Annotated in this window: 24 protein-coding genes; 6 read left to right on the forward strand and 18 right to left on the reverse strand. The window is 57.1% G+C overall.

Translation table 11 applies throughout. The features are described 5' to 3' along the window. The first annotated feature begins 7 nt into the window (after positions 1-7). From F6Y09_RS16415 to F6Y09_RS16430, 4 genes are read left to right on the forward strand one after another with little or no spacing between them, the layout of a single operon-like run. Positions 8-964: a branched-chain amino acid ABC transporter permease gene (locus F6Y09_RS16415; protein ID WP_152208032.1), complete on the forward strand. Its 957-nt coding sequence runs from the start codon at positions 8-10 to the stop codon at positions 962-964. Positions 965-966: 2 nt separating this feature from the next. After that, positions 967-1,734 carry an ABC transporter ATP-binding protein gene (locus F6Y09_RS16420; RefSeq protein ID WP_152208033.1) on the forward strand — a complete coding sequence of 256 codons (768 nt, stop codon included), beginning with the start codon at positions 967-969 and terminating at the stop codon, positions 1,732-1,734. Beyond that, the gene (locus F6Y09_RS16425) at positions 1,731-2,444 is read left to right on the forward strand and encodes an ABC transporter ATP-binding protein (protein WP_152208034.1); all 714 of its coding nucleotides are present in this window, start codon (positions 1,731-1,733) and stop codon (positions 2,442-2,444) included. The genes F6Y09_RS16420 and F6Y09_RS16425 overlap by 4 nt, the downstream gene beginning before the upstream one ends. After that, positions 2,445-3,410: an IclR family transcriptional regulator gene (locus F6Y09_RS16430; protein WP_246180571.1), complete on the forward strand. Its 966-nt coding sequence runs from the start codon at positions 2,445-2,447 to the stop codon at positions 3,408-3,410. It abuts the gene before it with no gap. Here F6Y09_RS16430 and F6Y09_RS16435 read toward each other — a convergent pair. The 6 genes from F6Y09_RS16435 to F6Y09_RS16460 all read right to left on the reverse strand — a co-directional run bounded on the left by F6Y09_RS16435 (position 3,407) and on the right by F6Y09_RS16460 (position 10,387). Then, positions 3,407-4,363, reverse strand: coding sequence for an AraC family transcriptional regulator (locus F6Y09_RS16435; protein WP_152208035.1), 957 nt, complete (start codon positions 4,361-4,363; stop codon positions 3,407-3,409). The two genes, F6Y09_RS16430 and F6Y09_RS16435, sit on opposite strands and share 4 nt — an antisense overlap. Before the next feature lie 232 nt (positions 4,364-4,595). Then, positions 4,596-6,266, reverse strand: coding sequence for a long-chain fatty acid--CoA ligase (locus F6Y09_RS16440; RefSeq protein ID WP_152208036.1), 1,671 nt, complete (start codon positions 6,264-6,266; stop codon positions 4,596-4,598). Further along, the gene (locus tag F6Y09_RS16445) at positions 6,263-7,120 is read right to left on the reverse strand and encodes an HpcH/HpaI aldolase/citrate lyase family protein (protein WP_152208296.1); all 858 of its coding nucleotides are present in this window, start codon (positions 7,118-7,120) and stop codon (positions 6,263-6,265) included. The genes F6Y09_RS16440 and F6Y09_RS16445 overlap by 4 nt, the downstream gene beginning before the upstream one ends. 34 nt (positions 7,121-7,154) lie before the next feature. Next, positions 7,155-8,312, reverse strand: coding sequence for a CaiB/BaiF CoA transferase family protein (locus tag F6Y09_RS16450; protein WP_152208297.1), 1,158 nt, complete (start codon positions 8,310-8,312; stop codon positions 7,155-7,157). A 77-nt stretch (positions 8,313-8,389) separates the two neighbouring features. Next, the gene (locus F6Y09_RS16455; protein WP_152208037.1) at positions 8,390-9,553 is read right to left on the reverse strand and encodes an acyl-CoA dehydrogenase family protein; all 1,164 of its coding nucleotides are present in this window, start codon (positions 9,551-9,553) and stop codon (positions 8,390-8,392) included. After that, positions 9,554-10,387, reverse strand: coding sequence for an HTD2 family dehydratase (locus F6Y09_RS16460; protein WP_152208038.1), 834 nt, complete (start codon positions 10,385-10,387; stop codon positions 9,554-9,556). A 167-nt stretch (positions 10,388-10,554) separates the two neighbouring features. Here F6Y09_RS16460 and F6Y09_RS16465 point away from each other — a divergent pair, with 167 nt between their 5' ends. Further along, positions 10,555-11,472, forward strand: a complete 918-nt coding sequence (locus F6Y09_RS16465; RefSeq protein ID WP_152208039.1) for a LysR family transcriptional regulator — start codon at positions 10,555-10,557, stop codon at positions 11,470-11,472. Positions 11,473-11,506: 34 nt separating this feature from the next. Here F6Y09_RS16465 and F6Y09_RS16470 read toward each other — a convergent pair whose 3' ends face one another. The 8 genes from F6Y09_RS16470 to F6Y09_RS16505 are packed head-to-tail and all read right to left on the reverse strand — an operon-like array spanning position 11,507 to position 19,238. Continuing rightward, positions 11,507-11,971 (reverse strand): MaoC/PaaZ C-terminal domain-containing protein, encoded by a 465-nt coding sequence (locus tag F6Y09_RS16470; protein ID WP_152208040.1) that lies wholly within the window; start codon positions 11,969-11,971, stop codon positions 11,507-11,509. Between the two features lie 16 nt (positions 11,972-11,987). Next, positions 11,988-13,190 carry an acetyl-CoA C-acetyltransferase gene (locus F6Y09_RS16475; RefSeq protein ID WP_152208041.1) on the reverse strand — a complete coding sequence of 401 codons (1,203 nt, stop codon included), beginning with the start codon at positions 13,188-13,190 and terminating at the stop codon, positions 11,988-11,990. Between the two features lie 9 nt (positions 13,191-13,199). Then, the gene (locus F6Y09_RS16480; protein WP_152208042.1) at positions 13,200-14,807 is read right to left on the reverse strand and encodes an AMP-binding protein; all 1,608 of its coding nucleotides are present in this window, start codon (positions 14,805-14,807) and stop codon (positions 13,200-13,202) included. Beyond that, the gene (locus F6Y09_RS16485) at positions 14,807-15,517 is read right to left on the reverse strand and encodes an ABC transporter ATP-binding protein (protein WP_152208043.1); all 711 of its coding nucleotides are present in this window, start codon (positions 15,515-15,517) and stop codon (positions 14,807-14,809) included. Before F6Y09_RS16485 ends, F6Y09_RS16480 begins: the two co-directional genes overlap by 1 nt. Positions 15,518-15,519: 2 nt before the next feature. Next, positions 15,520-16,338 carry an ABC transporter ATP-binding protein gene (locus F6Y09_RS16490; protein ID WP_218944188.1) on the reverse strand — a complete coding sequence of 273 codons (819 nt, stop codon included), beginning with the start codon at positions 16,336-16,338 and terminating at the stop codon, positions 15,520-15,522. Next, positions 16,335-17,216 carry a branched-chain amino acid ABC transporter permease gene (locus F6Y09_RS16495; RefSeq protein WP_152208044.1) on the reverse strand — a complete coding sequence of 294 codons (882 nt, stop codon included), beginning with the start codon at positions 17,214-17,216 and terminating at the stop codon, positions 16,335-16,337. Before F6Y09_RS16495 ends, F6Y09_RS16490 begins: the two co-directional genes overlap by 4 nt. Positions 17,217-17,225: 9 nt before the next feature. Next, positions 17,226-18,098 (reverse strand): branched-chain amino acid ABC transporter permease, encoded by an 873-nt coding sequence (locus F6Y09_RS16500; protein WP_152208045.1) that lies wholly within the window; start codon positions 18,096-18,098, stop codon positions 17,226-17,228. A gap of 9 nt (positions 18,099-18,107) precedes the next feature. After that, the gene (locus tag F6Y09_RS16505) at positions 18,108-19,238 is read right to left on the reverse strand and encodes an ABC transporter substrate-binding protein (RefSeq protein ID WP_152208046.1); all 1,131 of its coding nucleotides are present in this window, start codon (positions 19,236-19,238) and stop codon (positions 18,108-18,110) included. 168 nt (positions 19,239-19,406) lie between these two features. Here F6Y09_RS16505 and F6Y09_RS16510 point away from each other — a divergent pair, with 168 nt between their 5' ends. Continuing rightward, positions 19,407-20,390, forward strand: coding sequence for an aldo/keto reductase (locus F6Y09_RS16510; protein ID WP_152208047.1), 984 nt, complete (start codon positions 19,407-19,409; stop codon positions 20,388-20,390). Between the two features lie 28 nt (positions 20,391-20,418). Here F6Y09_RS16510 and F6Y09_RS16515 read toward each other — a convergent pair whose 3' ends face one another. The 4 genes from F6Y09_RS16515 to F6Y09_RS16530 form a co-directional block, all read right to left on the reverse strand. Beyond that, on the reverse strand, positions 20,419-21,756 hold the full coding sequence (locus F6Y09_RS16515; RefSeq protein WP_152208048.1) for a hypothetical protein: 1,338 nt from the start codon (positions 21,754-21,756) through the stop codon (positions 20,419-20,421). Positions 21,757-21,821: 65 nt separating this feature from the next. Beyond that, positions 21,822-22,463 (reverse strand): 3-oxoacid CoA-transferase subunit B, encoded by a 642-nt coding sequence (locus tag F6Y09_RS16520; protein WP_152208049.1) that lies wholly within the window; start codon positions 22,461-22,463, stop codon positions 21,822-21,824. Further along, on the reverse strand, positions 22,450-23,130 hold the full coding sequence (locus F6Y09_RS16525; RefSeq protein WP_152208050.1) for a 3-oxoacid CoA-transferase subunit A: 681 nt from the start codon (positions 23,128-23,130) through the stop codon (positions 22,450-22,452). The genes F6Y09_RS16520 and F6Y09_RS16525 overlap by 14 nt, the downstream gene beginning before the upstream one ends. A 29-nt stretch (positions 23,131-23,159) precedes the next feature. Further along, complete coding sequence (locus tag F6Y09_RS16530; RefSeq protein ID WP_152208051.1) at positions 23,160-25,112, reverse strand: TRAP transporter permease; 1,953 nt, start codon at positions 25,110-25,112, stop codon at positions 23,160-23,162. Positions 25,113-25,145: the final 33 nt, after the last annotated feature.

The raw sequence follows: 25,145 nt of genomic DNA on the forward strand, positions 1-25,145 counted from the left end.
GCCGAACATGATTTTTGAAAAGCGCACTGAACGCATTTTCCTGGCGATCTTCTTCCTGATTGCCCTCTGTATTCCCCTTTTCCTGGAAGACAATTCCTTCTTCGTGGGGAAAATCACCACTATTCTGATCCTGGCCGTCTTCGTGATGTCGCTGGATTTCCTGGTGGGACGTGTTGGCCTGGTAACACTGGGACACGCACTCTTCTACGGACTGGGCGGCTACCTGTTCGTTATCATTACTCCCGAGTATGAAGCGGTCAACTTCTGGATCTACGCGGTCTATGTCATGGGGATCAGCGCCCTGATCGCGCTGGTGATCGGCGCAGTGGTGCTCCGCACCTCTGGCATTTACTTCATCATGATCACCCTGGCGATTTCACAGATGGCCTACTACTTCTTCTTTGACTCGCTGGCGTTCGGGGGTGGCGATGGCTTGTTCATTTTCATGAAGCCGGAAACCAGCATCTTCGGGCTAAGCTTCCTGAACCTGGACAACCCGACGCACTTCTACTACCTGGCGTTGCTGGCCGTGCTGATTACCCTGCTGGTCATAAAGATCATCCTGCGTTCGCGTTTCGGCCGTATTATCGAAGCCAGCCGCCTGAACCCGGAGCGCACCGAGGCACTGGGCTACAACATCTTCGCTTTCCGCCTGATCAGTTACATCATTGGCAGCACCCTGGCGGCCTATGCAGGTTTGTTGTTTGCCCTGCAATACGGCTACGTGAACCCGCAATTCATGACCTGGGAAATGTCCGGTACCGCGCTGGTGATGTCGATCCTCGGTGGCCTGGGCACGATCTACGGTGCCATTCTCGGCACGATCACCTACGAAGGTCTGCAGTATTTGTTCGAGCACATGAGCGAAGACTGGATGCTGTTTATGGGTGGCGCCATCATCCTGATGGTCCTGCTGCTGCGCAAGGGCCTGGCCGGTTATCTTGAAAAGCTGCTGGAGAAATGATGATGGCCAACAACATCCTTCTGGAAACCGAATCCCTCAGCAAGCACTGGGGTGGCATCAAGGCGCTCGACGATATTTCGCTGCAGTTCCACGACCGGCAACTGCACGGGGTGGTCGGCCCCAACGGGGCTGGCAAGAGCACCTTGCTAAACATGCTCTGTGGCACGCTGAAGCCCACCAGTGGCTGCATTTTGCACCAGGGCGAACGGATCGAGGGCATGAAACCCTGGAAGTTCGTGCGCCGTGGTATCGGGCGCAGCTTCCAGAAAACCAATATCTACACGGATGTCACCTGCCTTGAAAACTGCGCGGTGGCAACCCAGCGGCGCTTTGCCGGCAGCTTCAACCTGTTTGCATCACGCCATGCCAACAAGCCGGTCAGGGACGCCGCGGAAAAAGCGCTTCACCAGGTGGGCCTGGCCGACCGGATGAACACCATCGCGGCGGAGATTTCCTACGGTGAACAGCGGCAGCTCGAACTGGCCATGGTGCTGGCAACCGACCCCTGCATCCTGCTGCTGGATGAGCCCATGGCCGGCATGGGCCATGAAGAGTCCCTGCGCATCATTGAACTGCTGAACGAGCTCAAGAAGACTTACTCTATTGTGCTGGTCGAGCACGATATGGACGCCATTTTCGAGCTGTCCGACCAGCTCACGGTACTGGATAACGGCACCCACCTGATCACCGGGACCGTGGATGAAGTTCGCAATGAGCCTCGGGTAAAAGAGGCTTATCTTGGCAAGGATGACGACGAGGAAGCCGCATGAACACCAGTCTTCTGGAAGTGAAGAACCTCAACACCCTGTATGGCCGCAGCCATATCCTCCACGATTTGTCGTTCCGGCTTGAAAAGGGTGAGTCCATGAGCCTGATGGGCCGTAACGGGATGGGAAAAACCACCACGCTGAAATCCATCCTGGGCATTGTTCCGCCACGCAGTGGCCATGTCTATTTCGACGGCGAGGACATCAGCAAGCTGCCAACCTGGAAGCGCATGCGCCGCGATATCGCGTATGTTCCCGAAGGCCGGGGCATGTTCCACAACCTGACGGTGAAGGAACACCTGCAGATGGCGGCACGACCCGACAGCAACGGCAAATCCGGCTGGGAGTTTGACCGGGTTATGGCGACCTTTCCACGCCTGCAGGAACGGCTGTCCAATCTCGGCACTGAGCTCTCTGGCGGTGAACAGCAGATGCTGGCGATCGGTCGTGCCCTGGTGACCAATCCACGCCTGATGATCCTGGATGAAGCCACAGAAGGCCTGGCGCCACTTATCCGCAAGGACATCTGGAATGTCATTGCGAGCATCCGAGAATCGGGCATTTCGACCCTGATCGTGGACAAGAACATCAAGGCCCTGAAGAAACTCTGTGACCGCCATGTGGTTATTGTGAAAGGCAAAGTTCTCTTCGACGGCAGCTCCGAAGAGCTGGACCAGAATCTCGAAAAAGTCGAAACCGCACTCAGTGTTTAAATGTACAAAAAACGGATAGGGATGTTCATTAACCGGATATTTGAGCACCCGGAACTGGTAACCTTGCGTCAAACGGATACAGTGTCCACCGACGCCGATGGCCCCTGTTACCCCGTAGCCAACGGCACCATCAGCAACCTTATAACGGCGACCTCCATGGCAGAAGAAAGCCCGAAGCGGCAGGGAATCGGCTCGCTAGAGATCGGATTGCATATCCTCAACTACATTTCGGCAGCACCCAAACCACCAACCCTCAAGGAACTGTCCGGGGCTCTGGACCTCTCCCCCAGCCGTGCCCACAAATATCTGGTCAGCCTGTTGCGGGAAGGGTTCATCAATCAGGTCAATCAGACTCAGTACACCCTGGGCAACTCCAGCCTGACCCTGGGTATTTCCGCGCTCCGGCGCATCAATCCTATTCAGCTCAGCTACGAAGCCGTCGACCGACTTAATGAGAAAACCGATAAAACGGTGTCCGTCACGGTCTGGAACGGAACCGGACCACTGATTATCAAGTGGCTGGATTCAAGCCAGCCGATCTCGGTTAACGTTCGTTTGGGCGCCGAATTATCGCCCCTGAACTCCGCTTCCGGAAGAATATACCTGGCCCACCTGCCAGCGGAACGAAGGAAGACGCTGGTGGACCAATACTACAAAAACTCGCGAACACTGCCCAAATACCGGGGCAAACCGGTTACCCGGGAAGAGTTGCAACCGCACCTGGATGCCATTAAACGGGATAACTACTGCGCCTTTTTCAGCGATTACCTGCCAGAGATCAATGTCCTGAGCAGACCCGTATTCGACATCAATGGGAGCATCGTCACTGTCATTACCTTACTGGGACTGGAGCGGGATACCGATATCAGCGAAGGCTCATTCCTGTTCGAGCAGGTCAGGGAATGCACTGATCGGGTAACAAGGCAGATTTGCGGACAACAAAGAGAAAGCAATGGCCGGGATTAACCGGCCATTCGCAGGGTTTCAGAAGGCAGTTCCCCGAAGGTCTTGCGATAGTCCGACGAAAACCGGCCCAGATGACTAAAGCCATAGTCCAGCGCAACCTCGGTAACGCTCCGGCACTTTCCCTGCAGAAGATCCTCCCGCAGTTTCTGAAGCTTCAACTGCTTGATATAACACTTGGGTGTGGTCGCGAAAGCTCTGGCGAAGGCATTGTAAATGGACCTTACGCTCATATTGGAGACCGTGGAAAGCTCCTCGATATCAATAGTGCGCTGAACATTCTGTTCAATGTACCGAAGCATTTTACCCAGCGAGGGCGTACAGGCCGGCCCCTTTTGCTGACATGACCAGTTGCTGGGAAACACTTTCAGCAATTTCTTGAGGATGATTTCCCGATAGGGAGCGCAAACCGGATTTATATCATCGTCTTCTGCATCATCAAGCTCGGAGAGTACGGCCTCCATGATATTGATCAGTGCCGGACACAACCGGAGCTCCACCGGCGCCCGGGTGAAACGAATGCCGTCCTCCGGCAACCGGCCATGGGCCAGCTCGCGGGCGTTATTAAGTACATGCTCCGGCACCTTGATGATCAGCTTTTCGCATTCTTCCGAATATTCCAGGTCAATTTTCTCATAGGGATTCACCATCACGGCCTGACCACGGCTCACTTTCATGGGTTCGCCCGCCTGATGCCAGACACACTCACCCCGGGTGACAACCTGTAAATGGTAGATGGACTCCAGCTCGGGGCTCTTTACCCGGACATGATTGCCGTAGCTGAGTTTTGACAAACCAAACCCGGCAAACTCCCTGAAGCTGAGACTGGACTTCCGTTTCTGCTCTCCGAGCATTTCCAGGCGATGCTGCCCGATATGCTGGTTAACGAACGAAGACACCTCTTCCGGATGAGCCCCCTGAAGGACGGTAGCGCCCACAAGTGATTGACCAAACATCTCTCGCCTCATTTACTTATTATTAATGCGTTCACCTTATATAAATTCAGATGATCAATCAATAACCAAATAGACCAAACAAAAGACCGACAAACCGGATCCGGAGGTTAGTGTGGGGGAGCTGCACAAGGAGGGAGTGGGGAACAGGGAGAAATAGTCGGGAAGCCCGCGGTGACAGCTGGTGTATTTCATGCGTATCGTCCAGCCATCACATCAGGGCGGTCAAAGTTCACTACCCTGTAAAATGTTCCCGGGCCTGTTTCTGCAATTGCAGCCACATGATTTTGCCGGACGCGGACTTCGGCAACTCGTCCACGAGTTCCACCGCGGTCGGCACCTTGTAGGCTGCCATGTGCTGCTTACACCAGGTAAGGATATCGTCGCCATGAAGGGCGCTGCTGGCGCCCGCTTTTAACACCACCAGCGCATGGGCCGTTTCTCCCCGCTTCTCATCCGGCACGCCAATCACGCAGGCTTCCTGGATGTCTGGATGCCCGTACATGATGCTTTCCACCTCGGCAGGCCAGACCTTGAAGCCCGAGGCATTGATCATGCGTTTCAGGCGGTCGACCATGAAAAAATAGCCTTCCTCATCCACGTAGCCGAGATCGCCGGTTCTGAGGAAACGTTTGCCATCCCGTTCCAGGAATGTCTTGGTGTTGGCGTCGGGATTGTTCCAGTACTCGAGCATCACCTGCGGACCGTGGAGGATAAATTCGCCGGTTTCGCCTTCTGGCAGGTCTTCCAGTGTGGCCGGATCCACCACCCGCGCATCGACGCCAAAACTGGCGATGCCCAGGCACTGTCGTTTGCCCCGTTCCACGGGGTTGCCCAGGATAAAGGCGGCGGTTTCGGTCAGCCCGTAGGCCTCGTTGTAGGCGATCCCGAACTCGTCCTTGAGCTTGCGTGAGATCGCCTCGGGCATGGCGGCGCCGCCGCCCATCAAGCGGAGCAGGCTGGAAATATCGTGATCACCAAGGGCCGGATTGGAGAAGAAATCGACAATCATCGACGGCGGCGCACTCCACATGTTCACCCGGTAACGCTCAATCAGCAGCAGGGCGGCCTCACGGTCCCAGCGCTGCATGATAACCACCGTTGAGCCGTTGAATATCGGCCCATTCATACCGCCTTGCATGCCCAGAAAGTGAAACAATGGTGCGATTGCAAGGGACGAAAACGCGGGTGACCCCCCGCGCCACACGGCGGAGGCGGCGACCGAGGCCATAACGGTGCCGTGGGAATGGACACAGCCTTTCGGGTGGCCGGTGGTACCGGAGGTATACGCAATCACGCACAGGTCATTGTGTTTGCCATTAAAGCGTGCCGGCGTCAGTTCCTGCGCCAGTGCATCCTGCCAGAGGGTGACACTCGTAGTACTCAGCCCTAGCCTGGGCGCACTCACCGCAGAGGGCACCTGCATCTCCAGGGTCGCGGGCAGATAATCCGAATAGGCATGCACAATGAGATGTTCAATCTCCCCGGATTGCAGCAACGGGTTGGCGTACTCGAAGAGTTCCTGGGCGACGAGTAATGCCCTCGCCCCGCTGTCCACAACACAGTAACGCAGCTCATCCTCCAGGTTCATCGGATTGATCGGTACTACCACGGCCTGGGCACGGAGGATGGCGTAGTACCCCACCATGTACTGGGGGCAGTTCTGGGAGTACAGGGCCACCCGGTCACCGGGTTTAACTTCACAGACCTGCTGCAGGTAGCCCGCCATAGCCTCCACTTGCTGCAAAAATTCAGCGTAGCTGAGGGTGAAGCCGTAAAACACGATGGCAGGCTTGTCCGGGTAGCGTGTCGCAGCCACCTCCAGGTTGTAATATAGGCTGGTTTTGGGTAGGTCAAGCGTCTGCGGCAGCCCTTTGGGCCAGTATTGTTTGCTTGCGGAACTCATGCCTGTACTCCTGTTACTGACCTGGCTTTTTGATAGTGACCCTGAGCACGCTCAAGGATGGTTTTTGCCATCGCGATCACCGGAGCATCCACCATCTGCCCATCGACTTTGAAAGCGCCTTCGCCGGATTCCGCCGCCGCCAGAATTTTTTCGGCCCATTGCACCTGCTCAGCGTCGGGCGCAAAGCCGGCCTGCACAGGGCCAAGCTGTTTGGGGTGGATGCACAACATGCCGGAGAAGCCCATATTCCGTGCCCGCCGCGCGCGGGCGAGCACCGCCTCATAATCATCAAAGACCGGAAACACCGTATCGATGGGTGGTAGAAGCCCGGCCGCCCGTGAGCTCACCAGAATCTGATACCGGCATTGGTCCAGGATGGTTTCGGCGCCAACGGTGTTGCCCTCAATGCCCAGATCATCACTGAGATCAAGCGCTCCGTAACTCAAACGGTTAACCGCGGACGAGGCGGCAATGGCGTGGATTGCTACCAGGCCCCTGGCCGTCTCTATCAGGGGAAGCACGGGCTTACCGGCACTCGCGACGATGGTGATGTCTTCCGCCGACTCCGCTTTCGGCAGCATGATGCCGATGACCTTGTCCTGACGGCTGCATAGCGCCAGATCTTCATCAAAAAATGCGGTGTCACGGGCGTTAATGCGCACATAAATACCGGGGCCATCATGCTGATTGAGAAAATCCTCCAGCGCTTGTCGTCCGCTTTCCTTGGCACTTACAGGCACCGCGTCTTCCAGATCCACAATGACTGCGCCAGCACCACTAGCCAGGGCTTTTGCAATCCGTTCCGGCCTCGAAGCCGGCACAAATAACATCGTTTTCAGATTATCGTTGGTCATTGTCAGATACCTGCTGTCGACATTCTGTTGCTGGTCACACCACACCAACACGCTCAAACTGTTCAATTTGCTCATCGCTGTAACCCAGGCTCTGCAGTATCGGCCGCGTGTGTTCTCCCACCGCAGGTACTGCCGATGCCGCTTCCGCAAACCAGAGCCCGGGCGCCTTCAACGCTGGCACTTTGCCAGCTGGCGTCATCACGTCAAACCAGCGGTCACGCGCACTCAACTGCGGGTGCTGCCAGACCTGGCGCATGTCATTAACGGCAGCGTTCGCAATCCCGGCGGCATCGAGGCGGCTGGTCACATCCGCCAGGGCAAGCCGTGAAAACACATCGCTTATCAGCCCGTTGAGCTTGACCCGGTTGGCGGAGCGTCTGGGGTTGGTCGCAAACCGCGGGTCATCCGCCAACTCGGGCGACTTCATCACCAGCTCACAGAACCCCCGCCACTCCCTATCGTGCTGAAGGCCCAGCATCACGGTGTTACCGTCACCAACGGGAAACGGCCCATATGGATAAATCGTGGCATGGGAGGAACCCGCCCGCACCGGAGCAGGCGCGCCGTTATAGCTGTAGTACAGGGGGTATCCCATCCATTCAACCAGGGCTTCCAGCATGGAAATATCAATCTGGCTGCCCTCCCCGGTTCGTCCACGCAGTAGCAACGCAGACAAGATACTGGCTTGGGCAGAGGTACCTGCTGCAATGTCTGCCACGGAACAACCCGCCTTCGCCATGCCCTCAGGTTCAGGGGTACCCGTGACAGAAAGAAAACCGCTTTCACTCTGGATCATCAGGTCATAGGCCTTCTTGTTCTCATAGGGGCCACCCTGGCCATAACCGGAGATATCACAGACCGTCAGTCGCGGATAACGCGGATGCAGGTCTGCGTATGACAGCCCCATCCGGGTCGTTGCTCCCGGCGCCAGGTTCTGCACCAGAACATCCGCCTCCGCCAGCAACTGATGCAATATTTCCATCCCCTCTGCCGTCTTCAGATCAAGGCACAAGCTTTCCTTGGAGCGGTTGACCCAGACAAAATGCGACGACAGACCGTTCACCCGTTCATCATACTGGCGCGCAAAATCACCCTGCCCGGGCCGCTCGATCTTGATCACCCGGGCGCCCTGTTCTGCCAGGTGCCGGGTGCACAACGGAGCTGCCACCGCCTGCTCCAGTGCGACAACCATTATGCCCTCCAGAGGCAGCGGCCTGTTGTTGCTGTGGGTCACAAAAGTTCCTCGCCTTTTCTTGTTTTGTGCATGGCTCAAAACGAGCGTGGCAGTTCCAGCAAATGCTCCGCCACATAGGACAGAATCAGGTTGGTGGAAATCGGGGCCACCTGATACAGCCGGGTTTCACGGAACTTGCGCTCGACGTCGTATTCGTTGGCAAACCCGAAGCCACCGTGGGTCTGCAGGCAGACGTTAGCAGCCTCCCAGGAGGCTTCCGCCGCCAGGTACTTGGCCATGTTGGCGCTGGCACCGGCGTTGCGACTGTTGTCGTATTCCTCACAAGCACGCCAGCGCATCAGATCAGCTGCTTCGACGTTGATGTGCGCCTTCGCGATGGGAAACTGGATGCCCTGGTTCTTGCCAATCGGGCGGCCAAAAACTTCTCGATCACAGGCGTATTTTCGAGCCTTGTCGATAAACCAGCGACCATCGCCAATACACTCGGCAGCAATCAGCGCACGCTCGGCATTGAGGCCGTCGAGGATATAGCGAAAACCCTTGCCTTCCTCGCCGATCAGATTCTCGGCAGGAATCTCAAGGTTATCGAAGAACAGCTCGTTGGTTTCGTGGTTCACCATGTTGGCGATGGGCTGAACGGTCAGACCGTTACCAATGGCATCGTGCAGATCAACAATAAAGATCGACATGCCCTCCGCCTTGCGTTTGACCTCTGCCAGCGGCGTGGTGCGGGCCAGAAGGATCATCAGGTCGGAGTGCTGGACACGGGAAATCCACACTTTCTGGCCATTGACGATGTACTTGTCATCCTTGCGCACGGCTGTGGTTTTGATCTTGGTGGTATCGGTACCCGTCGTAGGCTCGGTGACCGCCATGGATTGCAGACGCAATTCACCAGCGGCAATTTTTGGCAGGTACTTCTGCTTCTGTTCCTCACTGCCGTGACGCAGCAGGGTAAACATGTTGTACATCTGGCCATGGACAGTTCCGGAGTTACCACCCGCAAGATTGACCTCTTCCAGTATGACCGAGGCTTCCGATACGCCGAGACCCGAGCCACCATATTCCTCGGGAATCATCGCGGCCAGCCAGCCCGCACGGGTCATGGCCTCGACGAACTCTTCCGGGAAGGCTCTACGCTCGTCCACACCGCGCCAATAGGCGGCATCGAACTCCGCACACAAACCACGGACGCCTTCACGGATGTCCTCATACTTCTCCAGGGCTGGGCTGGTCATCTATCTGGTCTCCTTGAATTGAAGTTCTGCTTCGTGGGCAGGGCCATCTTCGTTGGCAGCCCAGAGTATGGCTTTACCGTCACCGCTGAGCCGGCCTTCCACATTGAAAGGCTTGTTCATCGTCAACGGTCTTAATCCTCTGTAGGAAAGCCGCACCGGTGTGCGGCCCGGATTCGCCTCCATAAAAGCCTGCATCATCAGCGTGGCAATCAACGGGCCGTGAACCACCAGGTCCGGGTAGCCTTCCACCTTAGTGGCATAAGGATGGTCGTAATGAATGCGATGACCATTAAACGTTACGGCTGAATAGCGGAACAGGAGCAATGGCGACGGTGTTATCGCGACACTCCAATGAGCATCGTTCACCGGTTTATCCAGCGCCAGCTTCGGGGGGGCTGGCGCTTTGTAAACAATGTCCTGCTCTTCACTCAGACACAGCTCACCATCCTGGTGATAATGGTGCTCGACGGTCACAAACAGCAATTTGCTGGAGCGGCCGGTTTTTTCGGTGACCGCTTTGATGCGGGACTGACGCTCGGCGCGCTGGCCTGTTAACAGGGGTTTAAAGAACTCCACCCGGCCACCGGCCCACATACGTGTATTGCCCTCAGACTTGGGCAAGAATTCACCCGGTGCTATATGTCCATCCGGCCCGGTGCCGGAAGGGGGTACGGGTATCTGGAAAAAGGCCCAGTGCCAAAGCGGGGCCAGAGCATCACCCTCACGCGGAAATGGTCGTGCCAGCATGGCGGCAATACGGCTGGCGAGCGAGGTGTCAAGCGCATCTACGCAGGATTCCTGTTTGCCAATCCAGTCCTCAGGTCTTTGTGCCATTACACTGCCTCTATCAACAGGTATTCTAGGTTTTTAATTTTAGTAAGAATGCCGGTATATCACCGCGGAGTGAATTCGATTTTCCTCAAGGGTGCGTTTGGTTTCCATGAACACCCCCGTGGTTTAGACTGACAATCCCTTAGTTAGCTTGCTGCCGATATCCCACTATGCATTTTGATATTCCTGATTTACGCCTGTTTATCCATGTTGCTGAAGCTAACAGCCTGACCGGCGGTGCCAGAAGAGCCAGCCTGTCAACCGCGGCCGCCAGCATGCGCATCAAGGCTCTGGAAGGCCAATTGGGCAGCCGCCTGTTCTACCGCGACAGCCAGGGGGTTGAGCTGACACCCGCAGGCCACGACCTGCTGGTGCATGCCCGGGCCATCATGCGTCAGGTGGATTACATCAAGGATGAGTTCTCCCAATACGCTGAAGGTCAGTCCGGCCATATCCGAATATTCGCCAACACCACTGCCGTGAGCGATTTCATGCCGGATGTACTGGCGCGATTTCTCGTGTCCCGCCCGGGCGTCACTGTTGACCTTCAGGAACGCCTCACCAATGACATCGTAAGGGGCGTGATCGATGGCTCCACCGACCTTGGTGTCGTCGCCGGACCAGTGACGGCGAAAAAGCTGGAAATCATTCCCTTCAACGTTGACCGGCTGGTGGTGGTCACCCCAAGCGATCATTTCCTGGCGGGGCGCAAAAGCATCACCTTCCAGGAAACCCTGAATTACCCCCATATCGGCCTGCGGGAAGGCAGCACCCTGTTCAATTTTTTGCGGGGCCAGGCCAATGAAATCAACTCACAACTGCAGATGAGGATACAGGTTTTCGGGTTTGAGTCGGCCTGCCGGATGGTCAGCCGTGGCGTCGGGATCGGGATACTGCCCGGGTCTATCGCCCGCCGCTACGCGGAGTTCATGGACATTTCGATTATCGAACTTGAGGAAAGCTGGGCCGAACGGGAACGCAGCCTAATCGTCAGAGAACTGGATGCGTTACCGAAATGCGGCAAGGAGCTGGTTGAGGAAATTCGCGCCCAAGCCAGCCTTGCGAAGGCGCCTGAGAGCGCCGACTAGCGGCGCAGCTCAGGGGCTCTGTTCGGACTACGACCTAACTCTCCGAGATTCCGCTTCGCTTCAGGATAAGCATGTCGGAAATACCATCCTGAACTACCTCGTCGTGCTGGTTAACCAACTGCAAACGCCGATTGACCCGTCCGACACGTTTGCTGGTGCCCTCTTCGAAATCAAGGATCGACAGCTTCAGCCGAAGCGTCATGCCGATCGTAATGGGTTTGACGAATTTCCATTCGCTGATGGACATCATCGCCACCGCGGACTTTTCGAAAACGCCCAGGGTATGCATCATGCCGGTAGCGATGGCAATGCCGAAGGCACCGTGGACAAGACGCTCTCCGTAGCGGGTTTTACTGGCAAATTCCTGATCACAGTGAACCGGGTTCCAGTCGCCGGACAGCATGGAGAACATGGTCATATCCGTTTCTGTTATGGTTCTGCCGGTACTCTCAAACGCTTCGCCTGTTTTCAGGTCCTCAAAATACAATGAGTTATCCATAATTTTCCTCTGCCTATCAGGCACGCTCGAAGATCGCAGCGACTCCCTGCCCGCCACCGACGCACATGGTTTCCAGCCCATACCGACACTCTCTTCTTTTCATCTCATGGAGCAGGCTGGTCATGATGCGGACACCGGTCGCGCCGATTGGGTGCCCCAGAGAGATGCCGGACCCGTTCACGTTGAGCCGGTCATGATCGTCCCAGTCCCACTCTTTCAACACCGACAACACCTGACAGGCAAACGCTTCGTTCAGCTCCACCAACCCCATATCATTGAAACCCAGACCGGTCTTTCGGAACAGCTTTTCGACGGCCGGCACCGGACCAATACCCATGATCCCGGGATGACAACCTACCGAGGCCCAGCCCACCATGAAAGCCATTGGATCAAGGTTCAGTTCCGCCAGTTTGTCCTCTGACACAATAAGGCAGGCCGCCGCCGCATCGCTTTGCTGACTGGCATTGCCGGCAGTAACCGTTCCGCCCTTGATAAGGGGGTTCAGTTTTGCGAGTGATTCCATCGTGGTTTCGGGACGGATGCCTTCGTCCCGCAGGAATGGGAGTGGGTCCGCTTTGCGCTGGGGTATGTTGAGCTGGACGACTTCATCATCAAAGCGCCCTTCATTCCAGGCGGACGCCGCCCGTTGGTGGCTGCGAGCTGCATAGGCATCGGCTTCCTCGCGGGAAATACTGTACTTCTTGGCCAGATTTTCTGCCGTTTCTATCATCCCGGAGATATAACCGAAACGGTCCTCCGGCTGGGAGCGCTCCCGTCCGCGGTCCAGACGGTCATACATGGTAAAGGAGCCAGCCTTCTTGCCCCAGCGCATATCGGTGGAGTAGTACTCAATGTTGCTCATGCTCTCGACGCCACCCGCGATAACCACATCACAGGCGCCAGACTCCACCATCATCACCGCATTGATAACGGCCTGCAGGCCACCGCCACAGCGGCGGTCCAGCTGCATACCCGGCACATGTTCCGGCAACCCGGCCTGCAAGGCGGCCCAACGCCCGACACAGGGCACTTCGCTGTTGGCGTAGGACTGTGCCACCACCACATCCTCAATCAGGGCCGGATCAATCCCTGAGCGCCTGATGGTTTCCTTGACTACCGTGGCGATCAGATCTTCAACCGATACCGGTCTCAATGCCTTGCCAAACGCGCCCACTCCGGTACGTACCGGAGTGACTATGGCTGCTCGTCGTTGTTGCATGATGTCACCTCAAGGGGTTGTGTTTGAGTCGCGCTCGGCCGCCATCGTCCTCAGCTTTGCGCGCTGTATCTTGGTGCCATTTGCGCTTTCAGTAACGGGAAATGCATCCAGGAACCAGACTCGTGCTGGCACCTTGAACGGCGCAATGGTGTTCTTGAGCCAGGCACGTATGCCCTCGGCATCAATATCGGTATCCGGTTGCGCAATGACAAAGGCCACGCAGGCAGGCTTGCCATCCACATCGGCACCTATGACCTGGGCTTCGGCGATACCCGGGCAGTCCCTCAGCACATCTTCAATCTCTGCCGGGTTGACCAGAAAGCCGCCGAGACGTATCGCATCACCGGCACGGGTCTGATAGACGAACGAGCCGTCCCGACGCAGGTATCCGATGTCTCCGGTGGAGAAGAATCCGTCGTTATCGACCGCCTCAGCGGTCGCCTCCGGGTTATTAAAATAACCGGAAAAGTTACCCTCTGCGCGAATTTCCAGAACACCGCTCTGCTCCGGCTCCAGCAATGCTCCGGACTCGGTATGACGAACTCTCACCTGTGCTTCCGGGTCAGCGGGAAAACCGCCGCCCTTGCAGCGTTCCCGTACCTCGCCCTGCACGGACTGGATCGAAAAAAGGGCCTGCACCTCACTGGAGCCGTAAACGCCTGCCAGTGGTATGCCCCGGGCATCTGCCTGCCTGGCGAGCTCCTCGGCACCGGTCTGGAACGCCGCAAAACCACACACCCTGAGACTATCGAACCTGAACTCTTCAGGCATCGCCTCCAGGATTCGCCTATACATCTCATCACTGCCAAACAGGTGGGTCAGCCTGTGCTTCAGGATCAACTCTACCGCAGGGCACCCGTCAAAGGTCTCCATTATTGCGATGGGCACGCCCGCCGCCAGTGCGGTCGTCACTGGCACCAGCCCAAAGGTTCCGCAGAATGGTAACGGTGCCAGCAGACCAGCTCCAGGCTGCTCGAACCGGAACGCCCGGGCCACGCGATCTGCGTGGCTGACAAGTGAGCGGTGGGTGTGCATCACCAGTTTTGGCAGTTTGGTGGTGCCTGAGGTAGTGAACAGCATCGCCAGATCGTTTTCGCTGGAATTGTCAGCTACATCGGGGGCATCAGGGGCATCGAGAGCTACGAGATCCGGGAACGGCAGCGATGAACACCCGGCCAATAGTGGCATCGCTGCTACCTGGTCAAGAACTGCAATGGTCTCGAGATCCGGCACGGTGCCCGGCTCAAGATCTTCCAGCAAGGCCTGAAAGTCGATAGTCCGGAAACGGGGCTGCATGATCAGCATACGGGCGCCGGAAGCTGCCAGAATATGTTGTAGCTCCGCCGTTCGGTAACGGGTGTTCACCGCCACCAGTACCGCCCCGAGGCGGGATAAACCCAGCATCAGCGCCAGCCACTCCGGCCGGTTGACCAGCCATACCGCTACCCGATCGCCGTGGCCAATCCCCTGCTCTTGCAGCCATTCAGCCGCCGCGCGACCCATCTGATCCAGCTCGGCAAAGCTGATACGACGATCACCCACTAACAGGGCACAGGAAGCCGGAGCCCGCTCCACATGCCTTGTCACCAAGGCGGTCAGAGTCAGCTTCTTCGACATCAGTAAAGCTCCATCAGTTTCTTGTTATCACTCAGCTCCGATGGCTGACCTTCCCAGGTCATCTGGCCGGATTTCATCACCACGACCCGGTCCGAGATTTTCAGGGCCTCCTTGACGTTCTGCTCCACCAGGAGGATCGACATCCCGGTGTTTTGCTGCAGTTCCCTGATTGGGCCACAGAGATCCTGAAACAATTTAGGCGCCAGACCGATGGATGGCTCATCCATCAGCAGGCAGCGTGGGCGGCTGAGCAGCGCCCGGCCAATGGAGACCATCTGTTGTTGGCCCCCCGACAGGTTACCAGCCCGGGTCTGGTAGAACTTTTTCATCATCGGCAAGATGGACATCACCCAATCGATTCTGTCCGCCCGCTCCTTCTCCGGAACACCAGCCGCCCACATACCCAGACTCATGGTTTCCTCCACAGTCATGCCGGGGAAAACACCACGGCCTTCCGGCACCATCGACATACCCGCCATGGTCATGGCCCGGGGCTCGCTGACTGCTGCCTTACCATTGAACAGAATGCGGCCACTCTCGTGGGGCACCAGACCAAAAATGGATTTCAGCAAGGTGGATTTACCGGCACCGTTGTGGCCGATCAGGCACAACACCTCATTGTTGTTAACGTGAACGTTGATGTCCGTCAGCACAGGCCGGCCGCCATAACCGACCACCAGATTCTCAACCTGGAGAATTTTGTCTGTCATGGTCACCTCTCCCCAAAGTAAATGGCGGCCAGGGCCGGGTCATTCAGGATGGTTTGCGGCTCGCCATCCGCCAGCAGTTTGCCCTGATCGAGGAACGCAATGCGGTCCGAAATATTCACCACAATGTCCAGGTTGTGTTCAATGATGCAGACGGTAATGCCCTCTTTGACTTCTTCCCGGAGCAACTGCAGGAACAGGTTATAGGAGTTGGGATCAAGCCCCGATGCCGGTTCGTCCAGCAACCACAGGCGGGAGTCCGTCGCCATGATCCGGGCGAGACTCAGAAACTTGCGCTCCGCATAGGCCAGATCTAGGGCACGGGTATGGCGCTTGTCGGTCAGCCCGGTTTTTTCGAGAATCTGACTCACTTTGTCGAGTCGCTTGGCCTTACGGGATTTCCCGCCAGGCTGCCAGAGCCAGGAGCCGGACTCCATCATGGTCAGGACATTTTCTTCCACCGTCATATGGGTAAACAGCCGCAGATCCTGGAAGGTCCGGGCAATCCCTGCCCTGGCAATCTTCCAGGGCGCCTTGCCAATAACCGACTCGCCCTGCCAGCGCACGTCGCCTTCGGAGGGCGGAATATGGCCGGTAATCATATTGAACAGGGTGGTTTTACCGGCCCCGTTCGGGCCGACCAGGGTGGTTATGATGCCCGCCCTGAGATTCAGGGAAACATCGTTGATTGCCTGCAGACCCCCGAAGTTCTTGCTCAGGTTGCGGATCTCCAACAATACATCCTGGGCATCGGTGGACCCGGTAAAACCCGAACCGGAAGCTGGCTTTTCGGTCTCCTGAGCTGTCATTAACTGCTCGCTCATTTGCTACCTCCCGGGTGAGAACTCACGATGCCGCCAGGGCGGAAAATCATCAGCAACACCATGGCCATCCCGTACACGATCTGCTGAATGGAACCGATTTCGGTCTGGGGAAGGAATGACAAATACGTCAGGGCGCTGGGCAGAAGCATCAATAAGGCGGCACCCAACAGCGGGCCTGATACAGTGGCGGTGCCTCCGATAATGACCATCGCCATCACCAGTACCGAGGTGTCGAGCATGAAGCTCTGGACATTGATAAAGCTCATGTAAAAGGCATAGAGCGCACCGGCGACCGCAGCCAGCGCCGAAGACAGCACCACCGAGAGCGTCTTGATCACCGTGATGTTCTTGCCGGACGCCAACGCGGCCGATTCACTGTCCCGGATCGCTTTGAGACTGCGGCCAAAGCTGGTGTGCACCAGAGTCCGGATGATGACAATAATGATCGTCAGGCAAATCAGCGACATCAGCAGGAACTGCCAGGGCTTATAAACCGGATAACCGAACAGCTCGACAGCGGGAATACCAATTACGCCACCAATACCTCCGGTAAAGCTCTTCCACTCCGAAAACAGGGTTACTGCCAGCACCTGCAGCCCGAGAGAAGCCGCCACGAAATATTCCCCTCGCACCCGCAGCGCCGGTAGCGCCAGCAGCAGGGAGGTTACTGCGGCAGCCGCCATGGCAACGGGCACCGCCACAAAAAACTCCGGGGTCACATGCATTGCCACCAACGCGGCAGTATAGCCACCAATCCCGAAGAACACCGCGTGGGCCAGCGAGAAGATACCGGCGTAGCCGATGATGAAATTCAGGGTGGTCGAGAGGATCGCGTAAACCGAGATCAGAACCAGCAAGTTCAGTATATAAGCTGTCATGTCAGCGCCTCACGAGACCGTCGCCCGCCCAAAGAACCCGGACGGTTTGAAGATGATAAAGAAGAACAGGATCGCGAAGGTAATAGCTTCGCTCCACTGAGTGCCCAGCTTCCACATCGCCAGATTCTCTGCCACACCGATCAGCAGACCGGCACAGGCTGCGCCTCGGAGGCTGCCAATGCCGCCGACAATGGTGGCGGCCAGACTGATCAGCATAACGTGGTGGCCTACAGCCGGATTGATACCGGTACCCGCAGCCGTAAAAATGGCGCCAGGCACCACCAGCAGTGACCCGAGGGCGAATGCGTAGGTGGAGAGTCGCCGGGGGCTGAGCCCGAAGGTGCGCACCAGTTCCGGGTTTTCACTCAGGGCCCGTAGTCCCTTGCCGACAAAGGTATGAGTCAGGAAAAAATGCAGCGCCACGAAGCATATAATGGCACTCACGATAGCGAGCCCGTTCAGGGGCGACAGGTAGAGCCCTGGCATCACCTCCACCGAGTTGCTCAAGGGTGTGGCCACAGACATGAAGCCCCGGCCGAACACACTGCCCAACAGGTTTTGCACCACAATACCGATACCAAAGGACGCTACGAATACAGTGAAGAATGAGCCTTCGTGACGCTGGATCGGCGCGTACATGAAACGGTCCAGCAACACACCGAACACCACCGCACTGGTGGCCGACACCGCGACCGCAAAGGTCCAGTGCAAACCCAGTCCGGCCAGTGCAAAGTGGAACAGATAAGCGGCAATGGCGAACGTAGCACCATGGGCAAAATGGAATATCTTGGTAGAGCCAAAGATCAGCGAAAAGCCGGCTGCCGTGAGGGCGTAAATCGCCCCCACCTGCAAACCGTTGGCCAGGAGTTGCAGGAACAGCATGACAGCCCCTTAATCCGAAGCTTTGACAGAGACCACTTTGCCGCTCCCTGAGCCGTCCACCTCGAGCACCTGGATCGGGGCCAACAAGGTGCCATTCTCCTGGAACGAAACCTCGCCACCGACCAGATCGAACGTGTCTGTGGCCTTACGCTGGGCCAGCAGGTTGGCACCGGTAAGCTCTTTGTCCTGCGCTTCCAGAGCCTGGGCGAGAAGTGCAAACACCCTCACAGCATTGTAGTAGTTGGCAATATAAGAGGTCGGGTTCTTGTCATGCTCGGCCTTGTAATCGTCCACAAAACGCTTGGTGACCGGGTCTTCCGAGTCCCACTCAATACTCTGGGTCGTAAACAATGCGCCCTGGGCTTCGTCCTGCACCTGCAGCTCGGGAACCGAGAATGCCGAGTAACTGGCGATCTGCGCCTTTACACCGTTATCCCGCAACTGTTTGACAATCTGCAATTGCTGAGAGCCGTAGGAAGCCACATAGACCACATCCGGATTGTCGCTACGCACCCGGGCAGCCACCCCGCTAAACTGCTGGGCTGACGCAGCAACGGAGTGAGACTCCACAAGCTCGGCGCCCAGTGGGGGCAACGTTTTCTCCAACTCGTTCAGAATCGACTCTCCAAGGGGATCATCCACGTACACCAGCGTAAACCGTTTATGGCCCAGGTCTTCCACAGCATATTTGGCCAAGGCCCCCACTTCATTGTTCGCCAACGGAATAACGTTCCAGAAATATTCGCCCAGTTCCGCCAGATCAGGGCCAACACCACCACCGTTTACCGCCACCGTCTGGCTGCGCTGAGCCAGCGTCGAAATTGCCTTGGAAACGCCGGTGAACGCCGAGAGCACGTAGGGGACGCCCTCAACATTGACCAGCTTGTTCATCGCGACAACCCCTTGCTGGGGCAAAGCCTGACTGTCTTCGTAGAGAATTTTCAGATCCCCTGACAGCATTCCGTCTTCGTTAATATGCCGGGCCGCCAACTCTGCGCCAGACATGAAGATGTCGCCGTAAGTGGCGTTAGGCCCACTGAGCGGAAAGACCGCACCAATTTCGATGTCATCCGCTTGAACAGAAGCGGCAGAAGCGAGCCCTATGGCAAAAGCGATGGCAGAAAGTGTCTTACGTAACATAAGCTATCCTCGGTATTGTTATTGTCTCATTCAAACCTAGCACCGATTCAGCAACGCACAATTCGCCATTTATTAAGACCCCGTTAAGGCAATGTGAATATGGACCTGGCCCCGGCAATGGCCATTTCGTTTACTCTTGTCTGAGCCACGAATAAAAGGAGCAGAACCATGAACTACCACCGCCTTGGAACCACCGGCATGAACGTCTCCGCCCTGTGTCTCGGCACCATGACCTACGGCTCGCCGAAGTGGCGGGAGTGGGTACTGGACGAACAGGTCAGCCGGCCATTCCTGAAGCAGGCACTGGATGCCGGCATCAATTTTTTCGACACTGCAGACATGTACTCGCTCGGAGAGTCGGAACGTGTTGTGGGCAAGGCATTGCTGGATTATGCCTTACGCGAGGACGTGGTGATTGCCACTAAAGTGTTCAACCCCATGGGGGATGGCCCCAACAACCGGGGCCTGTCGAGAAAGCACATCATGGCAGCCATCGACAGCTCACTGCAGCGTCTGGGTACCGATCACGTTGACCTTTACCAGATCCACCGCTGGGATTACCACACCCCCATCGAGGAAACCATGGAAGCCCTGCACGATGTGGTGAAGGCCGGCAAAGCCCGCTATATCGGCGCCTCTTCCATGTACGCCTGGCAGTTTTCCAAAGCCCAGCACACGGCACAAATGCACGGCTGGACCCGCTTCGCCACCATGCAGCCGATGTACAACCTTGTATACCGGGAAGAAGAACGCGAAATGTTCCCCCTGTGCACGGATCAAGGAGTGGGGGTTATTCCCTGGAGCCCGCTGGCGAGGGGCATCCTCGCTGGCAAGACAGTGCAGGGTGAAGGAGGTGAGAGTACCCGGGCAAAAACCGATGAGAACACCCGCAAATGGCGCCTTGGCAGTGACCTTGACCAACCGGTACTCGACGCCCTCCGCAAGGTTGCCAAGGATCGGGGCACGAGTATGGCTCAGGTAGCCCTGGCCTGGGTGATATCCAATCCTGCGGTCACCGCACCTATCATTGGTGCAAGCAAACCCGGACATATAGAAGAGGCTATTGCTGCATTGGAACTGACGCTTTCGGATGAGGAAAAATCGGCCCTTGAAAGCGCTTATGTTCCGCATAGGATCGCCGGGCACAGTTAAGCTAATGGGTACGCCCTGCCGGCCCGGATCAGAACGGCAGGGTAAGCAGGGCGCAAAGCAGACTGCAAAAAGTCAGAGCGGCCAACGAGTACCTCAGGTTCCATTCCCAGGCGGCCCGGTGGGGGTTGTAGCCGGTGCAGCGTTCCAGTAGCAGCGAGTTGGCGGAATAGGGCGTGCCCGCAATGGTAATGCCCCAGCCGGTAGTGATACCGAGACCGAGCCCCAACAAACCGTAATCAGGCCAGATCGGCCCGAGGATACTGCCCGCAAGCGTTCCGGAAATAATCGGATTCACGCCCACCGCGCCACCGGCGAAAAACAACCATGGCACTGCAATTGCCACCAGCGGATAGCCCCACACCGGCAAGCTGAAATCCATCCCCAACCAGGTCAATGCGAAAGTTCCGATGATGCCGCCCAGAAAGGAAGACCCGCCCATGATGACCAGCTCATTATTCATCGGCGCCAGTGATGGCAAGGCAACAACGCCGTCCACCAAGCGACGATAAGCCAGACCGATAATGACCGCTGACAGGCAACTGAGGGTGACCGCCTGGGAGTAAACCAGTCCGGCCCGGGCGTTCAGGGTAAAGGCGCCAAGGCAAATCAGCGCAATAATGGCGACAAAACGGAGCCAGGGGAAAAGCGCGGATTGATGATCGTCCGGCAGCACGGTCGCTTCAGCACGGGGAGGCTCCTGCTCCCTCGCAAAAGCACCCGCCAGCAAAAACACAATTGCCACTGGCAAGCCCACGGCAATCAGCTTCCAGCTCGACAGGCCCGGCAGGAAAGTTACCGTCATCACTATGGCGATCGACAGGGGTGAGGCCATGGGCGAGGCACCGAAGCCGCGCACCACCGCCCGGGCGGCATTGCGTCCCAGCGCGCTGTCGCCTTGCTCCTTGATCTGAACACCGATCATGGTGGCGACCACGCCCACTGCCCCGAAATTCAGGGGGATCGACAGCAAGGCGGTGCCCACAGTCATACCCAGATAGCGAACCAGGGACTTGCCCGCAAACAGGCTGCGGGCAATGATTTTGAGATCATTGGATTGACCCATCACGGCGGATAACAGCATGACGGTGATAATCAAAGCGCCAATGCGGGCCATGTTAGCCGCTGCTCTGGGCAGGGCGGAAGGCTCGAGAAACAACGCCGCCAGTGTCAGCAGTATGATCAGTGAAAATATCACTTTGCCCACCAGGCGCAGGTTACCCCAGCCCAACACAATGGCCAGACAGGCAAACACGGTGGCGGCCATCGTATGACCCGGCACAAACGTGGCGACCCCGGCCGCCAGAGCAAGATACGCCAGGATGGACCGGGGCAGTAGCAGGCTGTCGGGATGCAACAAAGACTTCATACTACCGACATTCCGTATCGCCTTGAGCCATCTGGTTGATCTTCTGACTAATCCGATCCCTGCCCTCAGGCAGGCGGCAATAACCGGGCACCGGTCAAAGCCTGTACTTCCTCAAAGGTATTCTCGCCAAATAACTCCACCACCCGGAGTCCGTCCGGCGTCACATCAATCACTGCAAGGTCGGTGAAGATCCGCCGCACTACACCGGTTCCGGTCAAAGGATAGGTACACTCCTCGAGAATTTTGGGTTCCTCATCCCGGGTGGTGTGCCGCATCACCACGAAGAGTTTGCGGGCACCCACGGCAAGATCCATGGCACCGCCTACAGCCGGCGGATACTTGTCGTTATTGGTCGCCCAGTTTGCCAGATCACCTCGGGCCGACACCTGGAAGGCACCCAGTACGGCGATGTCCAGATGCCCTCCGCGCATGATGGCGAAAGATTCCGCGTTATCAAAATAGCAGCCACCCGGAAGCAGGGTTACATATTGCTTGCCCGCGTTGATCAGGTTGGGATTTTCTTCCCCCGGTGCCGGCGCCGGGCCGACAGCGAGGATGCCGTTCTCGCTGTGATAGATAACCTGTTTGTCACCGGACACGTAGTTTGAAACCTTGGTGGGCATGCCGATACCAAGGTTTACGTAGGCACCGTCAGGTATATCCTGGGCCACCCGTTCCGCCATTTGTTCGGGACTAAGCCTGAGCATGGTGCACCTCCTCGGCTACCAACCGATCGACGAAAATACCCGGGGTCACCACATGCTCGGGATTGAGACCCCCGACTTCCACGATGGAGTTCACCTCAACGATGGTTACACGGGCCGCACTCGCCATCATCGGGTTAAAATTCCGCCCGGCGGTGTTGTAAATCAGGTTGCCCCAGGGGTCTCCGCACTCTGCCCGTACGAGGGCGAAATCCGCAGGCAAAGGCAGCTCCAGGACATAGCCCTTGCCATCGATGATTTTGGTTTCCTTGCCTTCCGCCAGCCTGGTGCCATAGCCGGTTGGGGTGAGGAAACCCCCGATTCCGGCTCCGGCAATGCGGATGCGCTCACTCAGAGTGCCCTGGGGCACCAGTTCGAGCTCTATAGAGCCCTCTTCAAAGCGTTTCTCGAACCATTTGGAACCCGCTGAACGGGGAAACGAGCAGACAATCTTGCTCACCAGTCCGTCTCTCAACAGGGAGGCGATACCCTCCTCTGCCACACCGGCGTTGTTGGAGATAATGGTGAGTCCCTTTGCTCCATGCTGGCGCAGCGATTCGATCAGTTTTAGCGGTATGCCAGAACTGCCAAAGCCCCCAATCATGACACTAGCGCCATCGGGAATATCAGCCACGGCCTCCTTGAACGATGCAACCCGTTTATCAATCACGGCAAATCACCTCTTGTAAGAAACCGGGTTTAGCGATGGAGCACCGGCGTGGCATTGCGGTTCAGCAGCCCCTTTGCGGCATACATCACCACAATAACGCCCAACCCCGCGAGCTCGGTGACCAGATCCGGATAGATCATCAGACCACCGGCGATCAACGCCATCACTCTCAAGGGCCAGGCAATAATGCCTACCCGGTAGAGATAACCTTCCATCGCTGAGGCAATCAGCCAGATCGCGGTGATGGCAGTTACTGTCGATATCAGGATCCGCGTTATATCGCCCTGCATGATCAGGGACGGATTCACTACGAACAGGAACGGCAGCACAAAGAGAATGCCTCCCAGACGCATGGAATACAGACCGGTCTTCGTGGCATTTGCGCCGGCAACACCGGCGGCTGTTATCGCGGCCAGAGAAACCGGCGGAGTAATGTAGGACAACATGCCCCAATACAGAATAAACAGATGACTCGCCAGCGGATTCAACCCGGCATTAACCAGTGCCGGAGCCAGCAGGATGGACAGGAAGATATAGCAGGCACTGACCGTCATCCCCATACCGAGGATGAAGCTGGTTACCGCGCCCGCCGCCAGCATCAGAGGGATACTGCCACCGGCATACAACAGCAGTTCACGGGAAAACGCCCCCGCCACACCGGTGTAGGAAAGCCCGCCGACCACCAGCCCGATACCCGCGAGAATCGCCACCAGGTTGGCCACGTTGGTGGTCAGATCCCGGATGAACAGCTTGGCCCGGGAAACATCCATGCGGTATTTTTTCTTGAATAGCGAAACCCCCAGCAGCACCAGCGAGGCGTAATAGGGTGCATAGGCCTCAAGCCGCATGACCAGCAGCATGTAGATCAGCATGATGAGGGCAAACAGGTAGGGCCAGCCGTCTTTCAGGGTTTCTATAAGGCCCGGAATCTCGTCGTCCGGCAATCCCTTCAGGCCTTGTTTTGCGGCGTAGTTATCGACCTGGAAAAGTAACGCCAGGTAAAACAACAGCGCGGGAAGGAAGGCCGCAATCATAATCTCGGCGTAAGCCACCCCCAGGAACGACGCCATGATAAATGCCACCGCACCCATAACCGGGGGCATCAAGGTACCACCGGTGGAAGCGCACGCCTCGACCGCTGCAGCGTAATGAGCCGGGTAACCCGACTTCTTCATGGTAGGAATGGTGATCGGGCCAGTGGTGAGAATGTTGGAAATAACACTTCCGGACAGGCTGCCCAGAATACCGCTGGACAATACCGACACCTTGGCCGGGCCACCTCGGCTCCGGCCCATCAGGGCGGTGGCAAATTTCATGAAAAACTCACCGCCGCCGGTGATGGTCAGCGCAGCGCCAAACACCACAAACCCGATGACCAGTTGCGCCACCACCTGCATCGGAATGCCGATAACACTCTCCACGCCAATAACATGGGCGCGGATAATCTCCGTTAAGGTGTATTCATTGCCCCACAGGAACCCCGGCATACTCCCGGCATACAGCGGGTAGGTGCCAAAGAACAGTGAAACGAACAGTAACGGCCAGCCGCCGCATCGGCGAACACCTTCAAGGATCACTACCAACAGAACCGCTGAAGATATGGTTGCCGCCAACGGTGCCTCAAACTCCCAGCCCTCCTGAATCATGATCAACCCATAAAACCCCAGATACCCACAAGGCACCAGTGCCATCAAACCCAGAACCCAGTCATACCAGGGTACCTTGTGGCGGGCGCCGGACCAGGCCGGAAAACACAGGAATGCCGCGGCGAGAAAAATACCGATCAGATAGTACAGGTAGGAGTTTCCCAGCGGTTTGAACCCGAGAATCTCCAGATTGAATGTCTGGTTGATTGCCATCAACAAACCCAGACTGCCTAATATAAGAACACCCCAATAGCCGGCGCCGTGCAGACGACCGCCGCTGGTTTCGCCCGGAACTGGTGGTGAAGTCTGGGCAGAGGTGCCCGGAGAAGAAGTCATGCCATACCCCAAAAAATTACGAAGTAAAGTGGT

The organism is Marinobacter changyiensis (genome assembly GCF_009193265.1).
Classification (GTDB): domain Bacteria; phylum Pseudomonadota; class Gammaproteobacteria; order Pseudomonadales; family Oleiphilaceae; genus Marinobacter; species Marinobacter changyiensis.

Coding starts and splice junctions, on each gene's coding strand:
- F6Y09_RS16415 (WP_152208032.1), top strand. CDS start 8: ATGATTTTTGAAAAGCGCACTGAACGCATTTTCCTGGCGATCTTCTTC.
- F6Y09_RS16420 (WP_152208033.1), top strand. CDS start 967: ATGGCCAACAACATCCTTCTGGAAACCGAATCCCTCAGCAAGCACTGG.
- F6Y09_RS16425 (WP_152208034.1), top strand. CDS start 1,731: ATGAACACCAGTCTTCTGGAAGTGAAGAACCTCAACACCCTGTATGGC.
- F6Y09_RS16430 (WP_246180571.1), top strand. CDS start 2,445: ATGTACAAAAAACGGATAGGGATGTTCATTAACCGGATATTTGAGCAC.
- F6Y09_RS16435 (WP_152208035.1), bottom strand. CDS start 4,363: ATGTTTGGTCAATCACTTGTGGGCGCTACCGTCCTTCAGGGGGCTCAT.
- F6Y09_RS16440 (WP_152208036.1), bottom strand. CDS start 6,266: ATGAGTTCCGCAAGCAAACAATACTGGCCCAAAGGGCTGCCGCAGACG.
- F6Y09_RS16445 (WP_152208296.1), bottom strand. CDS start 7,120: ATGACCAACGATAATCTGAAAACGATGTTATTTGTGCCGGCTTCGAGG.
- F6Y09_RS16450 (WP_152208297.1), bottom strand. CDS start 8,312: ATGGTTGTCGCACTGGAGCAGGCGGTGGCAGCTCCGTTGTGCACCCGG.
- F6Y09_RS16455 (WP_152208037.1), bottom strand. CDS start 9,553: ATGACCAGCCCAGCCCTGGAGAAGTATGAGGACATCCGTGAAGGCGTC.
- F6Y09_RS16460 (WP_152208038.1), bottom strand. CDS start 10,387: ATGGCACAAAGACCTGAGGACTGGATTGGCAAACAGGAATCCTGCGTA.
- F6Y09_RS16465 (WP_152208039.1), top strand. CDS start 10,555: ATGCATTTTGATATTCCTGATTTACGCCTGTTTATCCATGTTGCTGAA.
- F6Y09_RS16470 (WP_152208040.1), bottom strand. CDS start 11,971: ATGGATAACTCATTGTATTTTGAGGACCTGAAAACAGGCGAAGCGTTT.
- F6Y09_RS16475 (WP_152208041.1), bottom strand. CDS start 13,190: ATGCAACAACGACGAGCAGCCATAGTCACTCCGGTACGTACCGGAGTG.
- F6Y09_RS16480 (WP_152208042.1), bottom strand. CDS start 14,807: ATGTCGAAGAAGCTGACTCTGACCGCCTTGGTGACAAGGCATGTGGAG.
- F6Y09_RS16485 (WP_152208043.1), bottom strand. CDS start 15,517: ATGACAGACAAAATTCTCCAGGTTGAGAATCTGGTGGTCGGTTATGGC.
- F6Y09_RS16490 (WP_218944188.1), bottom strand. CDS start 16,338: ATGAGCGAGCAGTTAATGACAGCTCAGGAGACCGAAAAGCCAGCTTCC.
- F6Y09_RS16495 (WP_152208044.1), bottom strand. CDS start 17,216: ATGACAGCTTATATACTGAACTTGCTGGTTCTGATCTCGGTTTACGCG.
- F6Y09_RS16500 (WP_152208045.1), bottom strand. CDS start 18,098: ATGCTGTTCCTGCAACTCCTGGCCAACGGTTTGCAGGTGGGGGCGATT.
- F6Y09_RS16505 (WP_152208046.1), bottom strand. CDS start 19,238: ATGTTACGTAAGACACTTTCTGCCATCGCTTTTGCCATAGGGCTCGCT.
- F6Y09_RS16510 (WP_152208047.1), top strand. CDS start 19,407: ATGAACTACCACCGCCTTGGAACCACCGGCATGAACGTCTCCGCCCTG.
- F6Y09_RS16515 (WP_152208048.1), bottom strand. CDS start 21,756: ATGAAGTCTTTGTTGCATCCCGACAGCCTGCTACTGCCCCGGTCCATC.
- F6Y09_RS16520 (WP_152208049.1), bottom strand. CDS start 22,463: ATGCTCAGGCTTAGTCCCGAACAAATGGCGGAACGGGTGGCCCAGGAT.
- F6Y09_RS16530 (WP_152208051.1), bottom strand. CDS start 25,112: ATGACTTCTTCTCCGGGCACCTCTGCCCAGACTTCACCACCAGTTCCG.